Raw genomic sequence first — 22308 nt, forward strand, 5'->3', positions numbered from 1 at the left:
CGCGCACCCGGGCGGTGCCGAAAGTCTCCTCAGTCACGAAGTCCAACGCCCAGCAGTACGGCATGGTCCTGTGGGACGAGGTGTTCCGCCGCGTGGCCGCCGACTACCCGGACGTCCAGACCGAAAGCGTGCTCGTGGACGCCATGAGTGCCAAGTTCGTACTGCACCCCGAGCAGCTCTCCGTCGTTGTGGCCTCAAACCTGTTCGCCGACATACTTTCCGACCTCGGATCGGCGCTTGCCGGCAGCCTGGGACTGGCGGCCAGCGCCAACCTGAATCCGGAACGCCGTTTTCCATCCATGTTTGAGCCCGTCCACGGCTCGGCCCCGGACATTGCCGGGCGGGGGCTCAGCAACCCCATCGGCGCGATCGCCAGTGCGGCGCTGATGCTGGACCACCTGGGCCTGCCGGAAGAAGCACGCCGGCTGGAGGCCGCAATTGAGGTGGTCACGGCAGCGGGGGTCCGGACGCCCGACGTCGGCGGTACCGCCGGAACGCAGGCGGTCACCGACGCTGTGGTCGCCGCCCTCCAGGATGCTGCCGGCGTCGCGAGCGGATAGGGGTGGACGGCGCGCGGCCCCGGTGCTCCCTTGGGGCGATTTGGAAAATCACTGTGTGCTTCGCCACGAAAAGTAGTTGTCTAAGGCAATTACTTATATAGTTGACCTAAATCAACTACCAGCAGGAGCCAGATGCCCCCCGCACGTCCCCCCAAAACCGCGCCGGAGAAACTTTCTAAGGCCAAAGCGCCCAAACGCACCGCCTCGCCTGACGGCAGCATGACCCACCGTCAGGTCCTGGAAGCCCTCTCGGGGCTGCTCCTGGGCATGTTCGTCTCGATCCTCGCCGGCACCGTGGTTTCCACCTCGCTGCCGCTGATCATCTCGGACCTCGACGGCAACCAGTCCGCGTACACCTGGGTGGTAACGGGCACGCTGCTTGCAACCACCGTGTCGACGCCGCTGTGGGGCAAGTTTGCTGATCTGTTCAACCGCAAGCTGCTCATCCAGCTTGCTCTCGGCGTCTTTGTGCTCGGCTCGGCGCTGGCCGGGTTCTCGCAGGACACCAACACGCTCATTATCTTCCGCGTACTGCAGGGCCTCGGCGCCGGCGGTATGGCCGCGCTGAGCCAGATCATCATGGCGGACATCATCAGCCCGCGTGACCGCGGCAAGTACGCCGGCCTGTTCGGAGCCGTGATGGCCGTCGGCACCGTTGGCGGACCGCTGCTCGGCGGCGTCGTAACCGATGCATTCGGGTGGCGCTGGAACTTCTTCATTGCCCTGCCGGTGGCGATTGCCGCCATCACCCTGCTGCAGCTCACCCTGCACCTGCCCAAGCACCCCAAGCGCAAGGTCCACATCGACTACCTGGGCGCGGTCCTGATCGCCGGCGGCGTGTCAATGCTGATGATCTGGGTCACGCTGGCAGGAAACCAGTTCGAATGGGCCTCGCTGGCCTCGTTCCTGATGGTTGCCGGTTCCGCCGTGCTGCTGATCGCCGCCGTGCTGGTGGAGTTCAAGTCCCCGGAGCCCATCATTCCGCTGTCCATGTTCAAGAACCGCACCTTTACGCTCGCCGTCGTGGCCAGCATCTCCGTGGGTGTGTCCATGTTCGGCACCTCCGTCTTCCTGGCCCAGTACATGCAGTTGGCCCGCGGCGCCACCCCGACCGAGTCTGGCCTGCTGACCATTCCGATGATGGCCGGCCTGCTGATCTCCTCGACCTTCTTCGGCATGGTCATCAGCCGCACCGGCAAATGGAAGGCCATCATGGTCTCCGGTGCCGTCCTCGCCGTTATCGGAACCGTTCTGCTGAGCACCCTGACCTACGAAACCAACCTGGTGCTGGTAGGCATCTACATGGCCATCCTCGGCGCCGGCCTGGGCATGCTGATGCAGAACCTGGTGCTGGTCGTCCAGAACTCCATCGAGATCAAGAACCTCGGCGTCGCCACCAGTGCGGTTACCTTCTTCCGCAGCCTCGGCGGCACCGTAGGCGTCTCCGTCCTCGGTTCTGTGCTGGGTACCATCGTGGCATCCGAGGTCAAGGACGGCATCGGCGCCCTGGCTCCAGCCGATCAGGCGGCAGCAGCCGCAGCCCTGGGCAGCGGAACCATCCCCAGGGTCTCCGAGCTCCCGGACGCCATCGCGGCCCTCGTTGAAAGCGCCTACGGAGTGGGCGTTGGATCCGTGTTCCTCTACAGCGTGCCGCTGGCCCTCATTACGCTCCTTGGCGTGATCTTCCTGCCAAACGCCAAGCTCGGACGGCAGAATGCCGTCCAGCGGAAGGAAGCCGCGGGCACAGCCGCTGCATCGGCAGCAGCTTCACAGGAAACACGCCGCGATGAAGAAAACGCCCCGGGCGAGCTGGCCATGGCAGCCACGGCCACCGGCGCCGTAGCCATGGTCGACCCGATCACACCGGCCGGTCCGGCGGACGGGGAGCACCAGGCAAAGTGACGGCGCACCAGATGTCCCGGGTGGAGGCGCTGCGCGAGGTTGAGGTAAACCTGCGGCACCTCACCGAGGTGGTCCGCGCGACCATGCGCGAGGCCGCCAAGGGCATCGATCCGTGCCTGTCCGTCTTCGGCCTGAAAGTGCTTCAGCTGCTCAAGCGGGTTGGTCCGCTGCATCCGGGGGCAGTTGCGGAGCTGCTGATGGTAGACAAGAGCGTCATCAGCCGGCAGTCGCGCCAGCTCGAAGTCCTGGGCCTGATCGAGGTGCAGCCGGATCCGCAGGATGGCCGTGCCCGGCTGCTGGTGCTGATGCCGGCCGCTGATGAGAAGGTGACGGCCGTCCAGACCGGGATCATGCTGGACCCTGAGGTACTGGGCTCCTGGTCGGTTGACGAGCTCCACGAGTTCGCCGGGTATCTGTCCCGGCTGGGCAGGCGCAGCCTGGTGCCGACGGCGATTGCCGAACCGTTGTTGGCGTAGGCGCGCAGGTGTACCGACCGTGAGATCGGCCGTGTCATACCCTGGCTAAAAAAGCAGCCGGCCCCCTTCCGGGGCCGGCTGCTTTTCTTCTGCCGTAAATGTGCCTGTAGGCCTTATTCCGCTGGACGCTGCGGGCCGGCCTGGGGTGCTGTCGGGCCCTTGGCCTGTGCGCTGCGCCGGCGGCCGCGCGCCGAGAGCATCGAAAACGCCGTGCTCAGAATAAACAGCTCACTGACGTAGCCCATGGGACTGGCCGGCAGGGGCGCGAACTGATGGTAGAGCACAAGAGCGGAAACCATCAGGATGGCCGGGTGTGCCCGACGGATCCATTCGGCGGGGATTTCACGCGGCCACGGAAAAAAGCCGTCTTCGGCCACAGTGTCGGCGCGGGAGGTGTTCATGCGTCCATCCTGCCAGAACCATCCGCAATCCCTAACGGTGTGTTAAGGGAAGTCGGGAACCTGCAGGGCGGTACCGATCCACACAGCTAACGGGCGCTGGCGTCCAGCGCAGATGTGGTCCGTGCAGCGAGCCGGGCAAACGGTCCGTCCGCGGTCCGCAGCTGAGCCGGTGTTCCGCGCTCCACGATGCGCCCCGCCTCCAGAACGATCACCTGATCAGCGTTCTCCACCGTGGAGAGCCGGTGTGCGATGGTCAGGGTGGTCCGGCCCGCGGCGAGCTGCTCCAAGGCCAGCTGCACCTGGGCCTCGGTGGTGTTGTCCAGGGCCGAGGTGGCTTCATCCAGTACCAGGACGGGCGGATTGCGCAGGATGGTCCGCGCAATGGCGAGGCGCTGCTGTTCGCCACCGGAAAACCTGTGCCCGCGCGCGCCGACCAGCGTGTCCAGCCCCTCAGGCAGGGCCCCGATGGTGTCGGCGATCCGGGCTGCCGCCAGCGCCTGCCAGAGCTGCGTATCCGTTGCCCCAGGCGCGGCCAGCAGGAGGTTCTCCCGCACGGAGGCGTGGATCAGGTAGGTCTCCTGGGAGACGACGCCGACGACCCGTGAGAGGTCCTGCGCGGCTAGGTCCTTCACGTCAATTCCGTCGATGGTGACCCGGCCGCTGACCGGGTCGTTCAGCCGGGGCACCAGCGAGGCGAGAGTGCTTTTGCCGGACCCGGTGGAGCCCACCACCGCGGTGGTGGAGCCGGCGGGAAGCGTCAGGCAGATACCGTGAAGGACCTGGCTGCCGGCGTCGTAGCCAAAGTCCACGTCCTCGAACCGGACCTCTCCACGCACCGTGGACACGTCCAGGGCAGTCGGGTTGGCGGGCTGCTTTACCTGTGGCTCCAGATCGAGGTACTCGAAGATCCGGCTGAAAAAGGCCATGGCCGTGACCCACTGGACACCGATGTTCAGCAGGCCCATAACCGGGCGGAAAATGGTGGCCTGCAGGCCGGTGAAGGCCACCAGCGTGCCGATCGTCATGCCGCCGCCGGTCGCGGGGAAGCCCGCGGCCAGGTAGATAACGGCCGGGATGGCGGCGAACACCACCTGCATGGTGGCCATCCGCCAGCGGCCGGCCAACTGGCTGCGCAGCTCCAGGCCCACCAGTTTCTCCGAGCGCGCGGTGAATTTTTCGGCATCGCGGGGAATGGTGCCAAGGGTCTTGGCCAGCCGGACACCGGAGACGGAGAGTCCCTCCTCGACCTGGGTGTGCAGGGCGGCGAGTTCACGCTGCCGCTCGTCCGTCACGGTCCGGCGGAGCTTCGCGACCTTGCGGGAGAGCCAGATCGCCGGCGGCAGGACCACCAGGGAAATCAGGCTTAGGCCGGGGGAGAGCGCCGCCATGGCAACGGCCGTGGCGATCGTGGTGGTGAGGTTGGAGGCCACGCCGGTCGCCGTCGTGGTCACCACTGACTGCATGCCGGAGATGTCGTGTGTAAGGCGGGACTGCACCTCGCCGCCCCGGGTGCGGGTGAAGAAGCCAAGGGACTGCGCCTGCAGGTGGGTGAAGAGCTGCACGCGGAGGGTGTGCATCACCCGCTGGCCCATGGCGGTGGCCATCCAGGTCTGCACGACGCCGATCGCTGAGGTGAGCGCGGCGACCCCGACCATGGAGGCGGTCAGGATCAGCAGGAGGTTGATGTTGCCGTGGGGAAGGGCGTCGTCGATCACGCCGCGGACCAGGAACGGCTGCGCCAGGTTGATCACTGAGGAGAGGCTGATCAGGAGGACAACGACGGCGATGGTCCGCGTGTGCGGTGCGAACAGGGCTGCGATGCGGCGCAGGCTCACCGGGTGGCGGGACAGCTGCTTCTTATCCGCAGGGTTCAGCCGCGCAGGGCCGCGTCCGCCGCCTCCTCCACCTCCGCCGGGACTCCCACCGGGCACGGCTCCTGGTCCGTCCGGCAGGCCGGCGCCGGGTCGCTCACGCGTGCTGTTATGGGCAGCAGCCATAGGTTCCTCCTTGCCTATACCGGTCCCCGCAGCGATGGCTGCTAGGACAGATATGTAGAGGTTACCTCATTATGTGGTTGCCTGTAGGCGTTCACTGGAACTGCTGCGGCTGATTGGGCCGCCGACCGGTGCCCGGGCACAATGGAACCAGGTTTTTACAGGGTTGCCAATGAGGGGATGCAAGGGATGGCTGTGCCTGGAAACATGCGGGATCCGTCCGTCATCCGCAGCGCTGCCGGAGACGACGGAACAAACCGGCGCCCGCGTGTCCGCATAAACGGGGAGTCACTGCGGGCATCGCTGTGGTTTTGGCCCGTGTGTGCCTGCCTGTGTGCGCTGGTGCTGACGCTGGTCCTCCTGCCCGTGCGGCCAGACGCCGGGGCAGGGTGGGCCGGCTGGCTGTGGCCGGCGGGAGTGGAGGCTGCTTCCACACTGCTGCAAGCGGTTGCCACCAGTGTTATGACCGCGGCCACCGTGACCTTCTCACTCACCGTCGTCGCCCTGCAGCTGGCATCCCAGCAGTTTTCGCCCAGGCTCCTGCGCGAATTTGCCCGTGATCCGCTGACCCAGGCCGTCCTGGCGATTCTGCTGGCAACGTTCGTGGTAAGCATCACGGGCCTGCGCGGGATGGATCCGGAACGCCCGGTCCCGGTATTGGTGGTGGGGCTCGTTTACGTGCTGGGAATCGGCTGCGGTGCCGTCCTGCTGCTGTTCATCGGGCACATCACCCGGTCCCTGCGCGTGGACACCATGATGCTCTCCGTCCATCAGGCCTGCCTCACCGCAATGGAGGAGACCTACCCTGCTTCGGACCACGGCGAGGTCCTGGCCTTCCCTGAGCCGCCCGGCGGCACGCCGGTTCTGGCCAGGCGCAGCGGGATCGTGCAGGCACTCTACCGGCAGCCGCTGATGAAAGTACTTGAAAAACACCGGCTGGTCCTGCAGCTGGAGGTGCAGCCGGGAGACCACATCACGGCGGGCACGCCGCTGGGCAGGGTCTGGCACGACGACGGCGGCAGTGTTCAGGCCGGCGTCCTCCGGCAGTGCCTGGCTGAGGCCCTGGAAATTGGCTATGAGCGTGCTCCGGAGCAGGATGCCGCACTCGGGCTGCGCCAGCTCACGGACATCGCCGTCAAGGCAACCTCGCCGAGCATCAACGATCCCATCACAGCCGCCCACGCCCTGGGATGCTGCGCCGACCTGCTGGTGGACATCCAGGGCCGCAGGCTGGGGCCGGAAGGTCACTACGATTCCGCCGGGGTGCTGCGGCTGGTAACCCGGGGCCGGGATTACCGGTATTTCCTCGACCTGGTCTGCGGGCCCGTCCGCCGGTTCGCCGACTCCGAGCCAATTGTCCTTACCGCTGTGCTCCGCCTGCTGCGTGATTGTGCCGCCAATGCCGTTAATGAGGAGCAGCGCTCCGAGCTTCGGCGGCAGACGGACCTTGTCCTGAAGACCATGGGGGATGACCTGGTGGACGCGGACGAGCAGGAAATCCGCGATATGGCCCGGCGCGTCGGCGAAGCGCTGGAGGGCGATGTCCAGGCGGCCTTCGCCGACCGGGCCGGGGAGACCCGCTCGGTCTAGGAGCCAGGGCAGGCGTCGGCCGGGGCTCGTCGTCTCCGGCGGCGGTCGTTCCCTCAATGCGGGGGTTACCTCACAGTGTGGCTGGGTCCTGGCTAGAATGAGGGCATGCCCCACCCTGAAGCTGATTCCGCCGCGCTCGGTGAACTGATGCACGCTGCCTTCCGCGGCCTGCGGAGCCGCTGGCTAAGGCAGCTTGCACCGTTCGGCCTGACGCCGCACCAGTACCGCGCGCTCAACGCGGTGGCCCGCAATGCGGACGACGGCGGCATCCGGCTCAAGGACCTGTCGGAACTCCTGCGGATCGCCCCACGGTCTGCCACGGAAGTCGTGGACCAGCTGGAAGTCCAAGGCCTGGTGGAACGCACTCCCGACCCCTCTGACCGGCGGGCCACCCTCATTTCGCTGACCGGCGAAGGCGCCGCAATGCGCGCCGGGGTCCGGAAAGACAGGGCCCGCGAAGCGGACGAGTACTTCGCGGCTCTTTCTGCGGAGGACCGGGCCACGCTCGAACGGATCCTGGCCCAGCTGGCCGAAGGCGCTCCGCCGTGGGGAGGACCCCACCGCGGCGGCAGGCCGGACGGCGAACACCTGCGAGGTGGAAGGCCGCGCAGAGAATAGGCAGCCGCCGGCCCCGCCCTGGGCCTGGACCTGTCCGGGACGGCGGTTTCCGGCGTAGCGTCGATGGGAATACGGCTTCCCCACCGCGGGTACGCGCCGGAAGCGGACGGCAATCCGGGAGGTGGTTCCCATGCCCTCACACAAATCAGGCTCGTCACACGAATCCGGTTCCCCACGCAGCGCGGGGTCAAGCCCAGGAGCCCAGGAGCCCCGCACACCCCAGTACAGTGGCAGCCGGCTCAGGGCCTATCTGTCGCCCCGCAGCTGGCTGCTTCCACTCTTTGTCCTGCTCCTGCTTGGTGGTTCCGGCACCGCTCTGTATCTCGGCGGACTGGGCAATCCCGCAGATCATCTGAAGCAGCTGCCGGTCGCCGTCGTGAACCGGGACCAGGGCACACAGACCCCCACCGGGCAGGAGAACTTCGGGCAGGCCATCACCGACACCATGGTGGAGAACTTCGGCAAGACGGACCAGATTGACCTGCAACCGCTCAGCTGGGAGGACGCCCAGTCCCAGCTTCGCGCAGGCCGGGTCTTCGCCGCAGTGGTGGTCGAGCCGGACTTTTCCGCCTCCGCCGCCGGGCTCGTGACGGCAAGCCTTACGGATGCGGAGGCCAGCCGGCCGCAGATCAGCCTCTACACGAATCCGCTGGCCAGCCCGCTGGCGAGCGAACTGGCTGCCGGGGCCGTGAAACCGGCCCTCACCCAGGCCAGCACCAGCCTGGGTGACCAGCTGCAGGATTCGGCCAGCCAGGCCCAGCAGGCCGCAGCGGAAGCGCAGGGCCAGGAACTGGCCCAGCTGGGGGTGCCCGCCGAAGCGCAGGGCGCACTCGCCCCCACAATCGACGGTACGTCCATGGCGCTGCTGCGCGATCCGGTCCAGATCACCCAGTCGGAATTCCAAAAACCGCCGGACGGCGCGGCGTTGGGCATGAGTGCGTTCTTCTACTCAGTGCTTCTGATGGTTGTGGGCCTCAGCGGGTCCGTTACCCTGCATTTCCTCCTCGACTCCCGGTCCGGAGTGCTGCCCGTTGAGCTTGGAACGCGGTATGTCCTGGGGCCGCGGCTGCTTCCGGGCCGCTGGACCACGTTCCTGGTTAAGTGGGGGACCGCGTCCATCGCAGCCCTGCCGACGGCCGGGCTGATGATGTGGACCGCCCATGCGGTCGGTATGCCCATTCCACACGGCGGCTGGTTCTTCTTCAGCAGCTGGCTGTCAATCGTCACCGTCGCCGCCGTCGCCTTTGCGCTGGTCGGAATCTTCGGCAGTGCCGGAATGATCCTTTCCCTGATCTACGTGGTCTTTATGGGGCTTCCGGCAGCCACCGGTGTGCTGCCGCTGCAGACACTGCCCGGGTTTTTCGTGTTTATCGCCCGTGGCGAGCCGCTTTACCAGATGACGATCGCGAACAAAGCGATCCTGTACTACGACGCCGAGGCCAGTGCCGGCCTGCAGGCCGGGCTGATCGGCATGGGCATCATCATCCTCATCAGTGTGGTGGCAGCCCTGGTCTTCGCCCTGCTCTATGACCGCACCCGGGGTGTCCGCTCGGCAGCAGCTGACGTGGAGAAGGCTGCGGCCCGAACCTGAGCCAGATCCGGGCCGCGGCTTTATCCAGCAGCAGTCAGTGCGGTCAGGCCCGGTGGGCACCGGACTTGGCGGCCGGCTTCCGGCCTTCTTCACCGTGGCCGATTTCAGAATCCGCTGCGGGCTCCGCGTGGGATCCTGCCAGCTCGCGCTCCGCTGCCGGGGCCGGCAGCTCGCCGTCGGCGGCGGACTTGGCCGGAACTTCCTGCTCGATCCGGGTGGCCAGCGCGTTTTCCTTGATGAAGCAGAGCATCACCGCGGCGGCGACGGCCAGCGGCACCAGCCAGGCGTAAACCGGGATCAGTGCGTCGTTGTAGGAGGAAACGACGGGCTCCCGGATCGCGTCCGGAAGCGAGGACACCAGTTCCGGGGTCAGTGAGGTTGACCCGCCCGGAGCGCCGGTGCCGGAAGGCAGCCGTTCGGCCAGCAGGGTGGCGAGGCTGCCGGCGAAGACCGATCCGACGACGGCGGACCCGAGGCTGCTGCCCACCTGGCGGAAGTAGCTGTTGGATGAGGTGGCTGTTCCGACCATCCGGTGCGGGAAGGAGTTCTGCACGATCAGGGTCAGGATCTGCATGCTCATGCCCAGGCCGATGCCCATAACGCCGAGGTAGGTGCAGATGAGCGGCAGCGGCGATTCAAGCGACACAGTGGAGAGCAGTGCCAGCCCGGCGGCGAGGACCAGTGCGCCGAGGATCGGCAGGATCTTGTACCGGCCGGTGCGGGTGACGATATTGCCGCTGATGATGGAAGTGATGAGCATGGTGCCCATCAGCGGGATCATCAGCAGACCGGCTTCGGAGGCGGAAGCTCCTTCTGCCATCTGGAAGTAGGTGGGCAGGTACCCCATGGCACCGAACATCGCCAGCGAGATCAGGAGGGAGGCGCCGGTGGCCAGGTTGAAGTTGCGGTCACTGAACATGTGCAGGGGCATGATCGGTTCGGCGGCGCGGTGCTCCACCCAGACGAAGAGCAGTGCGGCCACGATCAGCACGGCAGCCAGGCCGATGACCTGCGGGGAGATCCACTCGTAGGTCGAGCCGCCCCAGGTGGTCATGAGGATCAGTGCGGTGGTTGCTGCGACCAGCAGGGCCATGCCCGGGTAATCCACGCGGCCGCGGTCCTTGGCAGGCTTCTTCGGCAGGTGCAGCAGGATGGACACGGCGATGAAGGCGATCAGGCCCAGTGGCAGGTTCATCCAGAGGCCCCAGCGCCAGCCCGGACCTTCAGTGAACCAGCCGCCGAGCAGCGGGCCGGCGACTGAGGACACGGCGAAAACCGCTCCCATAATGCCCATGTATCGGCCGCGTTCACGCGCCGGAACGACGTCGGCAATCGCAGCCTGGGAGAGGACGATCAGGCCGCCGCCGCCGAGGCCCTGCACGGTGCGCGCCACGATGAGCGTCGTCATGTCCTGGGCCAGGCCGCCGATCACGGAACCGGTCACAAAGACTGCAACTGCGAAGAGCAGGATGGGCTTGCGGCCGACGACGTCGCTGACCTTGCCGTAGATCGGCATGGTGACGGTGGAGGCAAGCATGTAGGCGGTGATAACCCACATCATGTGTTCGACGCCGTTCAGCTCACCGACGATGGTCGGGAGGGCGCTGGAAAAGACCATCTGGCTCAGGGATGCCAGCAGCATCACGAGCATCAGGGAACCGAACAGGAGGATTAGGGAGCCTTTTTGCGGAGCATCTGCTTCCTTGGCGGGGCTTACGGGTTTATTCAATAGATTCTTCTCTCTCACAAAGAGGTACTGGTGATGAAACGGAAGGCTTCGGCGGAGCGGTCGAGGGCCAGGGGGCGGCCCGCGATGGCGGCGTCGAAGTCGGAGGTATAGGCGTGGTGGACGATCATGCCGGCCAACGCGGTCGCCACCGACGCAGCCTCTTCGAGCGGGACGGGTCCGTTGCCTGCGGGGGAGCCGGCCACCCGTTCGAGGATGAGTGGCTGGGCCAGGGTCTGCGCCGCTGCCAAATGGTTCTTGAGCCGGCCCCGTAGTTCCGGGAAGCGCCGGGCCACCTGGTGCATGGACCGCAGGCCCTGCCCCTCAGGAAGCGCGGAGCGGAGGATCGAAGCCATCAAGTGTGCTGCTTCCTCCACAAGGGGGCCACGCGCCTGGTGGAACTTCTCGGCAGCCTCGTCCGGGACCACTGGATCGCGAAGACCCAGGACAGCGTCTTCCTTACTGGGGAAGTAATTGAAGAACGTGCGCCGGGAAACGCCGGCGCTGGCGGCGATCACGTCTGCCGTGGCAGCAGCCAGCCCTTCCGCGAGGGCCGTTTGGGCCGCCGCTTCGTGGATGGCGGCGCGGGTCTCGGTGCGTTGGCGTCCGCGCAGGGAGGTATCAGCTGACATGCCGCCATTCTTGCACTGGTGCAAGTTATGCACAAATGCACCGAATGGTTCGCGGTGTGGCGTCCGCCCGTCATGGAGGGGCCCGTTTTGGCCGGAGGGCCGGCCGGTGGGAAAATCTGATGATGCGTCCCATGCAAAACTCCAGCCGGTTGCAAGATGTCCGATATGACCTCCGCGGACCCGTCCAGAACGTCGCGAAGCAGATGGAGGCGGCCGGTCAGCGCATCCTGCGGATGAACCTGGGTGACCCTGCCCCGTTCGGGCTTGACGCGCCGGAATCGATCGTGGTGGACATGATCCATCACCTGCGCGGGGCGCAGGGCTACAGCGACTCCAAGGGGATCTTCTCCGCCCGCACGGCGATCTCGCAGTATTACCAGACCAAGGGCCTCATGCAGATTGGCGTCGAGGACATCTTCATCGGCAATGGAGTCAGCGAACTCATTTCGATGACGCTGCAGGCGTTCCTGGAGCAGGGTGACCAGGTGCTGATCCCTGCCCCGGACTACCCGCTGTGGACGGCATCGGTAATGCTCTCCGGCGGAAAGGCCGTGCACTACGCGTGCGACGAGGACAACAACTGGTGGCCGGACATGGCGGACGTCGAAGCCAAGATCACCGACCGTACCCGCGCCATTGTCATCATCAATCCGAACAACCCCACCGGTGCCGTCTATCCGCGCCACATCCTCGAAGCGTTCGTCGACCTGGCCCGCCGCCATGACCTGGTGCTTTTCTCCGACGAGATCTACGAAAAAATCCTCTACGAAGACGCCGTGCACATCCACACCGCTTCCGTGGCCGGGGACCTGCCAGTCCTCACCTTCTCCGGTCTGTCCAAGGCCTACCGGATGCCCGGCTACCGGGCCGGCTGGGTGGCGGTCACCGGCAACCGGGCCGCCACTGCGGCCTACCGGGAATCGCTGTCGCTGCTGGCCTCCCTGCGGCTCTGCCCGAATGTCCCCGCCCAGCACGCGATCCAGACTTCCCTTGGTGGCTACCAGAGCATTGAAGACCTGATCAAACCCGGCGGACGGCTCCGCGAACAGCGCGATTTGGCCTGCCGGCTGCTGAACGAGCTGCCGGGTGTCTCCTGTGTACCGGCGGCCGGCGCCATGTACCTGTTCCCGAAACTGGACCGGGAGCTCTATCCGTTCGACGACGACGAGCAGTTTGTGCTGGATCTGCTTCAGGAACAGAAGATCCTGGTGTCACAGGGAACGGCCTTCCACTGGCCGGAGCCGGACCACTTCCGCTTCGTGATTCTGCCCGCCGAGGAGGACATCCGCGACGCAGTCAACCGCATCGCACAGTTCCTGGCCGGGCACCGGCGCCGCCCCGGTACTGAGGGTGAACTGAACGGTACTGTGGGCGAACTGAACGGCACTGTGGGTGAACTGAACGGCACCGGGGTTCAACCGCAGGAAGCCGCCAGTAGTCTTCCCGAACCCGTAACCGCAGAATCCGCCCGCGCCTGACGAGTGCCTGAAGGTCAGGGTGAACGCCGGCCCTGCCCCGGCAAGCGGAAACCAGTCACCGGCGGGGCATTGTTCCTCGAAGCACCGTGGCGTCTGCCTCCGCGTCGCGCAACACCGTGGGAGGCAGGCCGGCAGTGGTAAAGGCTGCGGCCAGGTCCGGGACCTGTCCCTCACTGCATTCCACGAACAGTGACCCGCCCGGCCGCAGCCAGCGCGGTGCGTCCGCGGCAATCCGGCCCAGTACCGCCAGGCCGTCCGGGCCGCCGTCGAGCGCTTCCGCCGGTTCATACTGCCTGGCCTCACGCGGCATTAGCTCCAAGCGGTCCGTGGGAACGTAAGGTGCGTTCGCGACCACGACGTCGATCCGGCCGTGAAGGGCGTCCGGCAAGGGAGCGAACAAGTCGCCTCGATAGACGGTGGCCCGGCCGCCGAGATTTTTCCGCGCGCAGTCCACGGCAGCGGGCAGCAGATCGGCAGCGTGCAGCCGCACCGTCGGAACCGCGGCCGCGACAGCGGCGCTGACCGCCCCCGCGCCGCAGCACAGCTCCAGCACCACCGGTCCATCAATGTCCAGGGCGGCGTCAATGGCGGCAGCGGCCAGAAACTCGGAACGCCTCCTCGGGATAAAAACGCCCCGGGCCACGCCAACACGTAATCCGCCGAACTGAGCCCAGCCCAGGACATACTCAAGCGGCTCGCCGGCTACCCGCCGGGCGAGCAGGGAGTCGAGCTCCCTGGCCGACGCCACAGCGTCAACCAGCAGCTGCGCTTCCTCCTCGGGGAAAACACACCCGGCCTGCCGCAGCCGGGAGACCGCGTCCGGCAAGGCCTCGTCTCCGGCAAATGTCCGCATATATTTCTCGATCCTCTGGAAACAAACGTATTTGCGGCATATTGTCGAATCATGCCTAGCTTGAGAGTTGCCGAAGCGGCGCGATTCCTGGGAGTCAGCGATGACACCGTCCGCCGCTGGATAGAGCACGGTACATTGACCGGCCGCCGGGACGCCAGCGGGCGGCAGATAATTGACAGCCTGGAACTGGCCCAGCTGGCCCGGAGCCAGGCGCATCTGCCTGAGGACCCCACGGTGGTTGCCAGTTCCGCGCGGAACCGGTTTGTCGGCCTGGTGACGGAAATCGTGATGGACAAGGTCATGGCGCAGGTCGAATTGCAGTGCGGACCCTTCCGTGTGGTCTCGCTGATGAGCGCCGAGGCCGTCCGCGAGCTCGGACTGGAACCCGGGTCCACCGCCACCGCCGTCGTCAAGGCAACCAACGTCATCGTCGAAATACCTCCGGGAAAGAAACAGGCGTAATGCATCACAGGAATCACGGATCCGCAAGGACGGCTGCCCTCCTGCTTGCCCTGGCCGCATTGGCGCTGCCCGCCTGCGCGGCGTCGCCCTCAGCCTCTTCGCCAGAAGATGGACACGAGCTAATGGTCTTCGCTGCCGCGTCGCTGTCCGGCCCCTTCACGGAGCTGGCCGACGAGTTCGAGGGGGCACATCCCGGCACTGCGGTGCGCTTGAATTTTGCCGGCTCAGCGGACCTGGCCAGCCAGATTCAATCCGGCGCCCCGGCAGACGTCTTCGCATCCGCGGACGCAGCCAACATGGACAAGGTTGAGGCAGAGGGACTTGCCGCCGGCGATCCCGCACCCTTTGCCGTCAACACCCTCACCATCGCGGTGCCTCCGGGCAATCCGGGCGGGATCACCGGGTTCCGTGACCTGGGGGATCCGGGTATGCAGGTGGTGATGTGCGCGGAGCAGGTGCCCTGCGGCGCTGCCGCGGCAAGGATCGAAGCGGCCACCGGAACCGAAATCAGCCCGGTAAGCGAAGAGTCTTCCGTGACCGGAGTCCTAGGCAAGGTCAGCTCAGGGGAGGCGGATGCCGGGCTGGTCTATGTCACCGATGTCCGCGCTGCCGCCGGGAAGGTGGAAGAAGTGGCTTTCCCGGAGGCGGCCCAGGCAGTCAACACCTACCCGATCGTTCGACTTTCACAGGCGGGGGAAGCGGACCTGGCCGATGAGTTCATCCGGTTCGTGCGCAGCGACGCCGGCCAGGAAGTCCTGCGGAAGGCAGGGTTCGGTGCGCCGTAGTGAGCCATCATCCTCACCGGTCAGCAGCCGCAAACCGGCGGCATCCGCCGTCGGCGCTGGGGCCAGAGGAGGAGGCGCGTGATTGCGCTGCCACGCTGGGTCACCGCTGCCGCCTGCGTGGGGGCCTTATTCCTGCTCCTGCCGCTGGTGGCAGTTGCCGCCGAGGTGGACTGGGCGGAGTTCATCCCGCTGGTGACCTCAGAGTCCTCACTGGCTGCGCTGTCACTGAGCCTGCGGACAGCAACAGTCAGCACGTTGCTGTGCATCCTGCTTGGTGTGCCCCTGGCCCTGGCCTTGGCCAGGCTGCGGTTCCCGGGAAAACGCCTGGTGCGGGCCCTGGTCCTGCTGCCGCTGGTGCTTCCGCCTGTGGTCAGCGGCATTGCGCTGCTGTACACCTTCGGCCGGCAGGGACTGCTGGGTGGAGCACTGGAGGTGCTGGGCGTGCAGATAGCGTTCTCCACTGCCGCCGTGATCCTCGCCCAGACCTTTGTTGCCCTGCCGTTCCTGGTGCTGAGCCTCGAAGGGGCGCTCCGGACCGCGGGAACCCGCTACGAAGCCGTGGCCGCAACTCTTGGCGCCGGACCCGGAACGGTGCTGCGGCGGGTCACCGTGCCGCTGGTGCTCCCGGGCCTGGCCTCCGGGGCTGTGCTCTCCTTCGCCCGGTGCCTTGGTGAGTTCGGTGCCACGCTCGCGTTCGCCGGCAGCCTCGAGGGTGTCACCCGGACGCTGCCCCTGGAGATCTATCTGCAGCGGGAAACCGACGCCGACGCCGCGGTGGCACTTTCCCTGGTCCTGGTGGTGGTCGCGGTGACCGTCGTTGGCTTGTCCTACCGCAGTACCGCTCCAAGTGAGCGGGCGGTGCGGGCATGAGGCTGGATTTGCGGGCCGTATTACCGGAACGCGGAATCGACGTCGCGTTCGAGGTGGCTCCCGGTGAAACAGTGGCCCTGCTGGGACCTAACGGGGCTGGGAAGTCCACAGTGGTCTCCCTGATCGCGGGGCTGCTCCATCCCCAGGCTGGGCGCGCCGAACTTGGCGGCACCACGCTCTTCGACGTCGAACAGGGAAAACGGCTGCCGCCCCACCTCAGGGGGACAGCCCTCCTCGCCCAGGAAGCCCTGCTGTTTCCGCACCTCAGCGCCGAGGAGAACGTGGCCTTTGGGCCCCGCAGCTCCGGGACGCCGCGGAGGCAAGCCAGGGCTGCCGCCCGGCACTGGCTGGGGCAGACCGACGCCGCCGAGTTTGCGGCGCGGAAGCCGGCCCAACTTTCCGGCGGACAGGCGCAGCGGGTCGCCCTGGCGCGGGCGCTGGCCGCAGAACCGTCCCTGCTGCTGCTGGACGAACCGATGGCGGCGCTGGACGTACATGCTGCCCCCCTGCTGCGGCGGCTGCTCAGCCGCGTCCTGGTGGACCGCAGTGCCCTGATCGTCACCCATGACGTCCTGGACGCGCTGACCCTGGCTGACCGGGTCCTGGTCATGCAGGACGGGCGGATCGTTGAGGAAGGCCCGCCGTCGCAGGTTCTTCGGCGGCCCCGCAGCCGGTTCACTGCCAGCCTTGCCGGGCTGAACCTGGTGGCGGGAACCCGCAGCGGGGACTGCTTCATGGCCCCCGGGTTCGAGCTTCAGGGATGCCCGGACGGACCCACCGGACCGCATCCGGACGGCGCCAAATGGCTGGCCGCTTTTTCGCCGTCCTCGGTGTCTGTCAGCCTCGCAGAGCCTGACAGCGCGTCCGGGGCTGGTGCGGTGTCAGGTCCGGCGTCCGCTTCCGTCAGCACAGCGGGCCAGGGCGGCACCGGAAACGTGCTCAAGGTGACGGTCACCGAGCTGGAACCGCACGGCGACAGGATCCGGGTACGGGCCGGAGAGCTCGCCGCGGATATCGCTCCGGCCGAAGCAGCATGCCTGTCACTGCTGCCGGGACAGGAAGTGTTCTTCACCCTGGATCCCGCAGCCGTTGCCCTGTACCCGGCGTAGCGGCGGATGGTGTCAGCCGCCTGTCCAGTGGCCGGGCCGGCTGAGATCCGGCGGCAGGAGAGTCTCCGGGTCGCCGCTGGCCGCGTTGACCTGAGGCTGCGTTAGGTACAAGGCCCGGGACAGGTCTGCGCCCTCCAGCCGTGCGCCGCGCAGGTCCGCGCCCAGCAGGTCAGTTCCGGAGAGATCCGCTCCGCGGAGGTCCGAACCGATCAAATAGGCCCCGCGGAGATCTGCCCCGCAGAGGCGCACGGATCGCAGATTGCGTCCAATAAGGTCAGCTTGGGGGAGCAGGTCCTTCCCGGTTCCTTCCGGTTCGTCGGCAAAATAGCCGGCACGCACCTCCTCACTGACCTCCATCAGCAGTGTCCGGACTACCTCGTGGAGCGCGGGAAGGTCCAGCGCCCGCAGGGCCGCTGGACCCTGGTCTATCGTCCTCCTGATCATGGTGCTGAGGTCGGCCGCCCGTCCGGCGGTATCCAAGTCAAAGGTCCGGGACCCGGCCTCCACCAGGTACCAGAGCATTTCGTGGAGCTGGCGCACGGAGGCAAAGGCACCGAACATCTCCTGTGCCCGTTCAGGGTGGCTGTGCCAGTTTTCGCCGGGGAAGTAGCCCTGGGAAACGGTCTGCCCGGCACCAAAGCAGTCAAAAACCGTACAGCCGCTGAATCCCCGCGGGCGCAGGGATTCGTGGATAGTGCAGGAGAAATCAGTGGCCAGGTTGCGGCACGGGGTTCCAGCAGCCTTGTCAACGGCAAAGTCGGCGGACTTCGTGAACCCGAAGGCCGTGCAGCACAACGCATAGCAGCTGGCGCAATCCGGGCGCAGCGCACTGCGGTCATTCAGTGGGGTTATTGGCAGGAAACGTCCTGGTTGGGGCTCGTGGGCAGGCATAGCTGTTCTTCCGGGAGGATTTGAGGGTGTGGGCCTGGGTGTTCGGGACTCCGCAGGAGTCCCGGCGTCGGGCACACAAAATCACCGCCCGCCACGGAGTCGTCACGGGTCCGAAGGGGAGCATCAAGCTGGCAGAGAGCGCTCTGCATCACGGAAATAAGTAAGTTTGCACTGCTGGCAGGATACCCAAGGCGTCCGCGGCCGGCCACCAGTTCAACAGAGGTTACGCGCGGCTCAGCAGAGGTTAGGTGCGGCGCCAGGTCCGGCGGCTGTGTTCGATCGTGCTGCCGAGTGTGTTGTTTTAGGCAGGCTTCAGCTGTGCGGCCGCGGCGTCACGGTGCTCGGGCAGTCCCGTGGTCAAGGCATAGAGCGCATGGTTCAACGGACCCGCAGCAATGAGGGCAGCGCAGCGTTCCACCAGATAAGGCTCGGAGTGCCCGGTTGCCTCCTGGTACCAGGTCGCTACCTCCTGGAGGGAGCCGGGGGAAATGAGCTGCACGTACATGAATTCCAGCGCCGGGTCGCTGACTTTCGCCGTGGTCCAGTCCAGTACCGAGACGATGCGGTCCTCGTCATCGAGCAGCAGGTGGGCTGGATATAGCTCACCGTGGGTCAGGACGGTCCGCGCCGGCCAGAAGTGATCGTCGTCGAGCCACCGGCGCCATCCGTCCAGCAGGTCCGGGGCGATCCGGAACTCTGCTTCAACCGTGCCGAGGCCGTCCGCCCAGTTTTGCCGGACGGTTTCCGGGGTTTCGGCCGGGATGCCGGCTGCAGCTGCGGCGGCAGCGTCCATGCTGTGCAGGGATCCGATGAGCTTGGCCAGGGATTGAAGGTAGGGCCGCGATGACGGGTCAAAATGCCAGTTCGTCTGGTTCTCGGGCCCCACGGTCAGTCCGGGGGTCCCGGGCAGCAGCGGGTACGCGATCAGGTCCTCGGTCTGGATCCTCCAATCCGGGACGGCCGCAGGCAGCCGGGGCCGGACAAAATCGAGGATGGCCCGTTCCTGGTCCTGGTTCGCCGCAACGTCCGGGCGACGGGGGACCCGCAGTACCCATTGCTCATCTGTGCCTGTGCCTGTGCCTGTGGCTGTTGCGAACGCAACCCGGTAGTCCAGCCCTGCTTCGTTGAAACGGACGCTTTCCGGCTCCAGGACCAGTCCGAAACGTTTCGCCAGGGCGCAGATGCCGTCCGCGCCGAGATCCTCGACCGTGCCCATACGCTTCCTCCTTGGACTCTCAGCTGCCACGCCGTGCGTACCCGGCAGAAAGAACAATCCTACCGACGCGGCGGGTTGGCCCAACAGGCTCTGACTGGGCCGGTGGCACGAGCACCGGCATCGCACTGTGTCCTTCTGCGACGTTATATGTCGCTCTTTGTCTTCCCGCGACGGCGTGCGCCGCTCTGTGTCATCCGGTTTTGGCGCGGCCCCGCACCCGCCCCTAGCGTGAGACCGGAATCAAGAGTTCCAGCCATCGGCCCTGGCCGGCTGGACAGCAACCCTCTCGTCGTAGCGGGGTGCTCCAGGTGAAGATTCGGCCTTGGCGGAGACCCTCCGCAAGGCAAGTACGGCGCCGGCACTGCCCTAAGAGCGGCCTGCGCCACCCCACTCTTCGCGCGCCTTGCCGCGAACCCATCAGGAGAAGAACCGAACCATGAAACTCAGCAGGAAAATCCTGGCAGTTGCCGTAGCACCCCTCCTTGCCCTCGGTATGGCCGCCTGCGGGTCGGCTGCCGGGGACGAGGGCGGCCCGGTGAAAATCGGCGTCGTTGGTGCCAGCGATCCGTACTGGGCCACCTACACCGAGGCGGCCAAGGCGGAGGGGATCGACGTCGAAATTGTGGACTTTGGCGAGTACACGCTTCCCAACCCCGCGCTGACCGAGGGAGAGCTGGACCTGAACCAGTTCCAGCACATCGTGTACCTGGCCCGCTACAACGTGGCCAGCGGCGAGGACCTGATACCTGTCGGCTCCACTGCCATCTATCCGCTGGGCCTCTACTCCACGCAGTACGATTCCGTGGAAGATATCCCCGCCGGCGCCACCGTGGCCATCCCCAACGACGAGAGCAACCTGTCCCGCGGTCTGCTGGTACTTCAGTCCGCCGGCCTCGTGAGCCTTGCCGGCGGCGGCAGCGCGTTCTCCACCCTCGATGACATCGAGGAAGCCAAGTCCAAGGTCAAGGTCACCACGCTGGAAGCGTCGCTGACACCGACGTCGCTGCCTGACGTTGCCGCCGCCATCATCAACAACGACTTCGTGGGCGACGCAGGGCTGAAGTTCGAGGACGCCATTGCCCAGGATGATCCCTCGGATCCCGCAGCTATCCCGTACGTGAACATTTTCGCGGCCCGGGCCGGCGAGGAAAACAATGAGACGTACCTGAAGCTGGTGGAGATCTACCAGAACACCCAGTCGGTCCAGGACGGTGTGCAGGAGGTCTCCGGCAACACCGCCGAGTTCCTAAAAGTTCCGGTCGAGGACCTGTCGACTTCGCTGGCCAAGGTCCAGAAGGACATCGAAGCCCTGGGCTAGCCCCGACGCATCACCGAAGGGTCCCGGCCGGCGGCAGCAGCTGCCGGGCGGGACACCCGTCTCCAAAATAAGGAACCTTCATGGCCCTCATTTCCCTGCAGAACGTCTCCAAGTCCTATCCGCCGGCCCGGAAGGGCGAATCCTCCGTCGCCGCGTTGACGGAGATCAACCTCGAGATCGAGGCGGGGGAGATTTTCGGCATCATCGGCTATTCCGGCGCCGGCAAGTCCACCCTGGTCCGGCTCATCAATGCCCTTGAAACCAGTACTTCGGGGAATATCACAGTGGACGGGCAGCAGGTCTCCGGGGTTCCCGAAAGGAAGCTGAAGTCGCTGCGGCTGGGCATTGGGATGATTTTCCAGCAGTTCAACCTCTTCAACTCAAAGACGGTGCGGGGCAACATCGCGTACCCGCTGCGGGTTGCCGGGCGGAGCAAGACGGAAATCGCTGCCCGCGTGGAGGAACTGCTCGACTTCGTCGGCCTGGCGGATAAGGCGGGGAGCTATCCCGAACAGCTCTCCGGCGGGCAGAAACAGCGGGTCGGCATTGCCCGGGCGCTGGCCGCGTCACCCAAGATCCTGCTGGCCGACGAAGCCACCTCAGCCCTTGACCCGGAAACCACCCACGAGGTGCTGTCCCTGCTGCGCCGGGTGAACCGGGAACTCGGCATCACCATTGTGGTCATTACCCACGAGATGGACGTCATCCAGAATCTGGCCACCCGGGTGGCGGTGATGGACGGCGGACGGATCGTGGAACAGGGCGAAGTCTTCGAGGTCTTCTCGAATCCGCGCCGGCCGTCCTCGCAGAAGTTCGTCTCCACCGTGGTTCGGGGCGTCCCGTCCCCGGATGAGCTGGCTTCCCTGAAAGCCCGGCACGAAGGGCGGATTGTCACCCTGTCCTTCCGGGACGGAAATGCCTCACAGGCCGAGGTTTTCCTTGAACTGGGCCGCGCCGGTGTGGGGTTCGAACTGGTCTACGGCGGCATCAACGACATTTCGGGGCGGGCCTTTGGCCACCTCACCCTGGCGCTCAAGGGGGCGGACCACGTGATCGATGGCGTACTCGCGTCCGTGGGCCACGGAATCAAAGTAACGGAGCTGAGCTGATATGGAAGAACTGATTCCCCTGGCGCCGCAGCTGTGGACGGCAGTCGGTGAAACGCTGTACATCGTGGGCCTGAGCCTGCTGTTCGGCGGAATTGGCGGGCTGCTGATCGGACTGGGCCTCTACACCACCCGCCGGGGTGCGCTGCTGGATAACCGGGCCGTGTTCAGCGTCCTGAACGTGCTGGTGAACGTTTTCCGGCCCATTCCGTTCATTATTTTCCTGCCGGCCATTCAGCCGCTGGCCCGCACCGTGGTGGGAAGCGGAATCGGTAACAACGCGATCATCTTTACGTTGTCCCTCGCAGCGGCCTTCGGCATCAGCCGGATCGTGGAACAGAATCTGCTTACCGTGCAGCCCGGGGTCATCGAGGCGGCGCGGTCCGTGGGTGCCGGGCGCCGCCGCATTATTGCGACCATTCTGATTCCCGAGGCGCTGGGCCCGCTGATCCTGGGCTACACCTTCGTCTTCGTGGCGCTGGTGGATATGTCTGCGGTGGCCGGATATGTGGGTGGCGGCGGGCTGGGGACCTTCGCCATCCAGTACGGCTACCGCCAGTTCAACCCAGTGGTGACGTGGGCAGCCGTCGCCGTCATTATTGTGCTCGTCCAGCTGGTGCAGTTTATGGGTAACCAGGCCGCCCGGAAGATGCTGCGCCGTTAGCCGCCAAGGCCCGGGTGCCTCTCCCGGCACCGGACAGCGCACGGCATCCGGGGGTGGAGCCAAGCG

At 66.2% G+C, this 22308-nt stretch carries 21 protein-coding genes and 1 riboswitch; of the genes, 14 read left to right on the forward strand and 7 right to left on the reverse strand.

Translation table 11 applies throughout. From position 1 onward, the window contains the following. The 3 genes from RTN46_RS10550 to RTN46_RS10560 all read left to right on the forward strand — a co-directional run. Positions 1–560 (forward strand): isocitrate/isopropylmalate family dehydrogenase (locus RTN46_RS10550; protein WP_312181181.1); only part of this gene is annotated, 560 nt, incomplete at its 5' end. Positions 561–779: 219 nt separating this feature from the next. Continuing rightward, on the forward strand, positions 780–2462 hold the full coding sequence (locus RTN46_RS10555; RefSeq protein ID WP_312181183.1) for an MDR family MFS transporter: 1683 nt from the start codon (positions 780–782) through the stop codon (positions 2460–2462). After that, positions 2459–2938 carry a MarR family transcriptional regulator gene (locus RTN46_RS10560; RefSeq protein ID WP_312181185.1) on the forward strand — a complete coding sequence of 160 codons (480 nt, stop codon included), beginning with the start codon at positions 2459–2461 and terminating at the stop codon, positions 2936–2938. Before RTN46_RS10555 ends, RTN46_RS10560 begins: the two co-directional genes overlap by 4 nt. A gap of 113 nt (positions 2939–3051) precedes the next feature. Here RTN46_RS10560 and RTN46_RS10565 read toward each other — a convergent pair whose 3' ends face one another. Next, positions 3052–3339, reverse strand: coding sequence for a hypothetical protein (locus tag RTN46_RS10565; RefSeq protein ID WP_312181187.1), 288 nt, complete (start codon positions 3337–3339; stop codon positions 3052–3054). Positions 3340–3425: 86 nt separating this feature from the next. Beyond that, entirely contained in the window at positions 3426–5336 is a 1911-nt protein-coding gene (locus RTN46_RS10570; protein ID WP_312181188.1) for an ABC transporter ATP-binding protein, read from the reverse strand. Positions 5337–5540: 204 nt separating this feature from the next. On the opposite strand from RTN46_RS10570, the gene RTN46_RS10575 reads away from it, so the two are divergent. The 3 genes from RTN46_RS10575 (at position 5541) to RTN46_RS10585 (ending at position 9132) form a co-directional block, all read left to right on the forward strand. Further along, positions 5541–6923 carry a DUF2254 domain-containing protein gene (locus RTN46_RS10575; RefSeq protein WP_312181190.1) on the forward strand — a complete coding sequence of 461 codons (1383 nt, stop codon included), beginning with the start codon at positions 5541–5543 and terminating at the stop codon, positions 6921–6923. 105 nt (positions 6924–7028) lie between these two features. Further along, positions 7029–7541 carry a MarR family transcriptional regulator gene (locus RTN46_RS10580; protein ID WP_312181191.1) on the forward strand — a complete coding sequence of 171 codons (513 nt, stop codon included), beginning with the start codon at positions 7029–7031 and terminating at the stop codon, positions 7539–7541. Between the two features lie 130 nt (positions 7542–7671). Next, complete coding sequence (locus tag RTN46_RS10585; RefSeq protein WP_312181192.1) at positions 7672–9132, forward strand: DUF3533 domain-containing protein; 1461 nt, start codon at positions 7672–7674, stop codon at positions 9130–9132. 43 nt (positions 9133–9175) lie between these two features. On the opposite strand, the gene RTN46_RS10590 is transcribed toward RTN46_RS10585, so the two are convergent. After that, positions 9176–10861, reverse strand: a complete 1686-nt coding sequence (locus RTN46_RS10590; protein ID WP_312181193.1) for an MDR family MFS transporter — start codon at positions 10859–10861, stop codon at positions 9176–9178. A 14-nt stretch (positions 10862–10875) separates the two neighbouring features. Continuing rightward, positions 10876–11490: a TetR family transcriptional regulator gene (locus tag RTN46_RS10595; protein WP_312181195.1), complete on the reverse strand. Its 615-nt coding sequence runs from the start codon at positions 11488–11490 to the stop codon at positions 10876–10878. Positions 11491–11612: 122 nt separating this feature from the next. On the opposite strand from RTN46_RS10595, the gene RTN46_RS10600 reads away from it, so the two are divergent. Continuing rightward, positions 11613–12968, forward strand: a complete 1356-nt coding sequence (locus RTN46_RS10600; RefSeq protein WP_312181196.1) for a pyridoxal phosphate-dependent aminotransferase — start codon at positions 11613–11615, stop codon at positions 12966–12968. Positions 12969–13023: 55 nt separating this feature from the next. Here the strand turns inward: RTN46_RS10600 and RTN46_RS10605 are convergent, their stop codons facing one another. Next, the gene (locus RTN46_RS10605; RefSeq protein WP_312181198.1) at positions 13024–13821 is read right to left on the reverse strand and encodes a putative protein N(5)-glutamine methyltransferase; all 798 of its coding nucleotides are present in this window, start codon (positions 13819–13821) and stop codon (positions 13024–13026) included. Between the two features lie 51 nt (positions 13822–13872). Between RTN46_RS10605 and RTN46_RS10610 the strand changes: the two genes are divergently transcribed. From RTN46_RS10610 to RTN46_RS10625, 4 genes are all read left to right on the forward strand, one after another. Continuing rightward, positions 13873–14283: a TOBE domain-containing protein gene (locus tag RTN46_RS10610; RefSeq protein WP_312181199.1), complete on the forward strand. Its 411-nt coding sequence runs from the start codon at positions 13873–13875 to the stop codon at positions 14281–14283. Further along, entirely contained in the window at positions 14283–15068 is a 786-nt protein-coding gene (gene modA / locus RTN46_RS10615) for a molybdate ABC transporter substrate-binding protein (RefSeq protein ID WP_312181200.1), read from the forward strand. The genes RTN46_RS10610 and modA overlap by 1 nt, the downstream gene beginning before the upstream one ends. A gap of 78 nt (positions 15069–15146) precedes the next feature. After that, on the forward strand, positions 15147–15938 hold the full coding sequence (locus RTN46_RS10620; RefSeq protein ID WP_312181201.1) for an ABC transporter permease: 792 nt from the start codon (positions 15147–15149) through the stop codon (positions 15936–15938). Further along, positions 15935–17047 (forward strand): ABC transporter ATP-binding protein, encoded by a 1113-nt coding sequence (locus RTN46_RS10625; RefSeq protein ID WP_312181203.1) that lies wholly within the window; start codon positions 15935–15937, stop codon positions 17045–17047. Before RTN46_RS10620 ends, RTN46_RS10625 begins: the two co-directional genes overlap by 4 nt. Positions 17048–17059: 12 nt before the next feature. On the opposite strand, the gene RTN46_RS10630 is transcribed toward RTN46_RS10625, so the two are convergent. Next, positions 17060–17938 (reverse strand): pentapeptide repeat-containing protein, encoded by an 879-nt coding sequence (locus tag RTN46_RS10630; protein WP_312181205.1) that lies wholly within the window; start codon positions 17936–17938, stop codon positions 17060–17062. Between the two features lie 301 nt (positions 17939–18239). Continuing rightward, complete coding sequence (locus tag RTN46_RS10635) at positions 18240–19154, reverse strand: macrolide 2'-phosphotransferase (RefSeq protein WP_312181206.1); 915 nt, start codon at positions 19152–19154, stop codon at positions 18240–18242. Positions 19155–19392: 238 nt separating this feature from the next. After that, a riboswitch (SAM riboswitch) is annotated at positions 19393–19510 on the forward strand. Between the two features lie 80 nt (positions 19511–19590). Here RTN46_RS10635 and RTN46_RS10640 point away from each other — a divergent pair. From RTN46_RS10640 to RTN46_RS10650, 3 genes are all read left to right on the forward strand, one after another. Then, the gene (locus RTN46_RS10640; RefSeq protein WP_312181208.1) at positions 19591–20472 is read left to right on the forward strand and encodes a MetQ/NlpA family ABC transporter substrate-binding protein; all 882 of its coding nucleotides are present in this window, start codon (positions 19591–19593) and stop codon (positions 20470–20472) included. An 80-nt stretch (positions 20473–20552) separates the two neighbouring features. After that, positions 20553–21581: a methionine ABC transporter ATP-binding protein gene (locus RTN46_RS10645; protein WP_312181210.1), complete on the forward strand. Its 1029-nt coding sequence runs from the start codon at positions 20553–20555 to the stop codon at positions 21579–21581. 1 nt (position 21582) lies between these two features. Beyond that, a complete protein-coding gene (locus RTN46_RS10650; protein ID WP_312181213.1) occupies positions 21583–22242 on the forward strand; it encodes an ABC transporter permease subunit in 660 nt (219 codons plus the stop codon). Positions 22243–22308: the final 66 nt, after the last annotated feature.

Origin of the sequence: Arthrobacter sp., from assembly GCF_031988865.1 — a bacterium.
GTDB lineage: Bacteria > Actinomycetota > Actinomycetes > Actinomycetales > Micrococcaceae > Arthrobacter_B.

Excerpts from the sequence above, each read along its gene's own strand:
- RTN46_RS10555 (WP_312181183.1), top strand. The coding sequence starts at position 780 with ATGACCCACCGTCAGGTCCTGGAAGCCCTCTCGGGGCTGCTCCTGGGC.
- RTN46_RS10565 (WP_312181187.1), bottom strand. The coding sequence starts at position 3,339 with ATGAACACCTCCCGCGCCGACACTGTGGCCGAAGACGGCTTTTTTCCG.
- RTN46_RS10570 (WP_312181188.1), bottom strand. The coding sequence starts at position 5,336 with ATGGCTGCTGCCCATAACAGCACGCGTGAGCGACCCGGCGCCGGCCTG.
- RTN46_RS10575 (WP_312181190.1), top strand. The coding sequence starts at position 5,541 with ATGCGGGATCCGTCCGTCATCCGCAGCGCTGCCGGAGACGACGGAACA.
- RTN46_RS10580 (WP_312181191.1), top strand. The coding sequence starts at position 7,029 with ATGCCCCACCCTGAAGCTGATTCCGCCGCGCTCGGTGAACTGATGCAC.
- RTN46_RS10585 (WP_312181192.1), top strand. The coding sequence starts at position 7,672 with ATGCCCTCACACAAATCAGGCTCGTCACACGAATCCGGTTCCCCACGC.
- RTN46_RS10595 (WP_312181195.1), bottom strand. The coding sequence starts at position 11,490 with ATGTCAGCTGATACCTCCCTGCGCGGACGCCAACGCACCGAGACCCGC.
- RTN46_RS10600 (WP_312181196.1), top strand. The coding sequence starts at position 11,613 with ATGCGTCCCATGCAAAACTCCAGCCGGTTGCAAGATGTCCGATATGAC.
- RTN46_RS10605 (WP_312181198.1), bottom strand. The coding sequence starts at position 13,821 with ATGCGGACATTTGCCGGAGACGAGGCCTTGCCGGACGCGGTCTCCCGG.
- RTN46_RS10610 (WP_312181199.1), top strand. The coding sequence starts at position 13,873 with ATGCCTAGCTTGAGAGTTGCCGAAGCGGCGCGATTCCTGGGAGTCAGC.
- modA (WP_312181200.1), top strand. The coding sequence starts at position 14,283 with ATGCATCACAGGAATCACGGATCCGCAAGGACGGCTGCCCTCCTGCTT.
- RTN46_RS10625 (WP_312181203.1), top strand. The coding sequence starts at position 15,935 with ATGAGGCTGGATTTGCGGGCCGTATTACCGGAACGCGGAATCGACGTC.
- RTN46_RS10630 (WP_312181205.1), bottom strand. The coding sequence starts at position 17,938 with ATGCCTGCCCACGAGCCCCAACCAGGACGTTTCCTGCCAATAACCCCA.
- RTN46_RS10635 (WP_312181206.1), bottom strand. The coding sequence starts at position 19,154 with ATGGGCACGGTCGAGGATCTCGGCGCGGACGGCATCTGCGCCCTGGCG.
- RTN46_RS10640 (WP_312181208.1), top strand. The coding sequence starts at position 19,591 with ATGAAACTCAGCAGGAAAATCCTGGCAGTTGCCGTAGCACCCCTCCTT.
- RTN46_RS10645 (WP_312181210.1), top strand. The coding sequence starts at position 20,553 with ATGGCCCTCATTTCCCTGCAGAACGTCTCCAAGTCCTATCCGCCGGCC.
- RTN46_RS10650 (WP_312181213.1), top strand. The coding sequence starts at position 21,583 with ATGGAAGAACTGATTCCCCTGGCGCCGCAGCTGTGGACGGCAGTCGGT.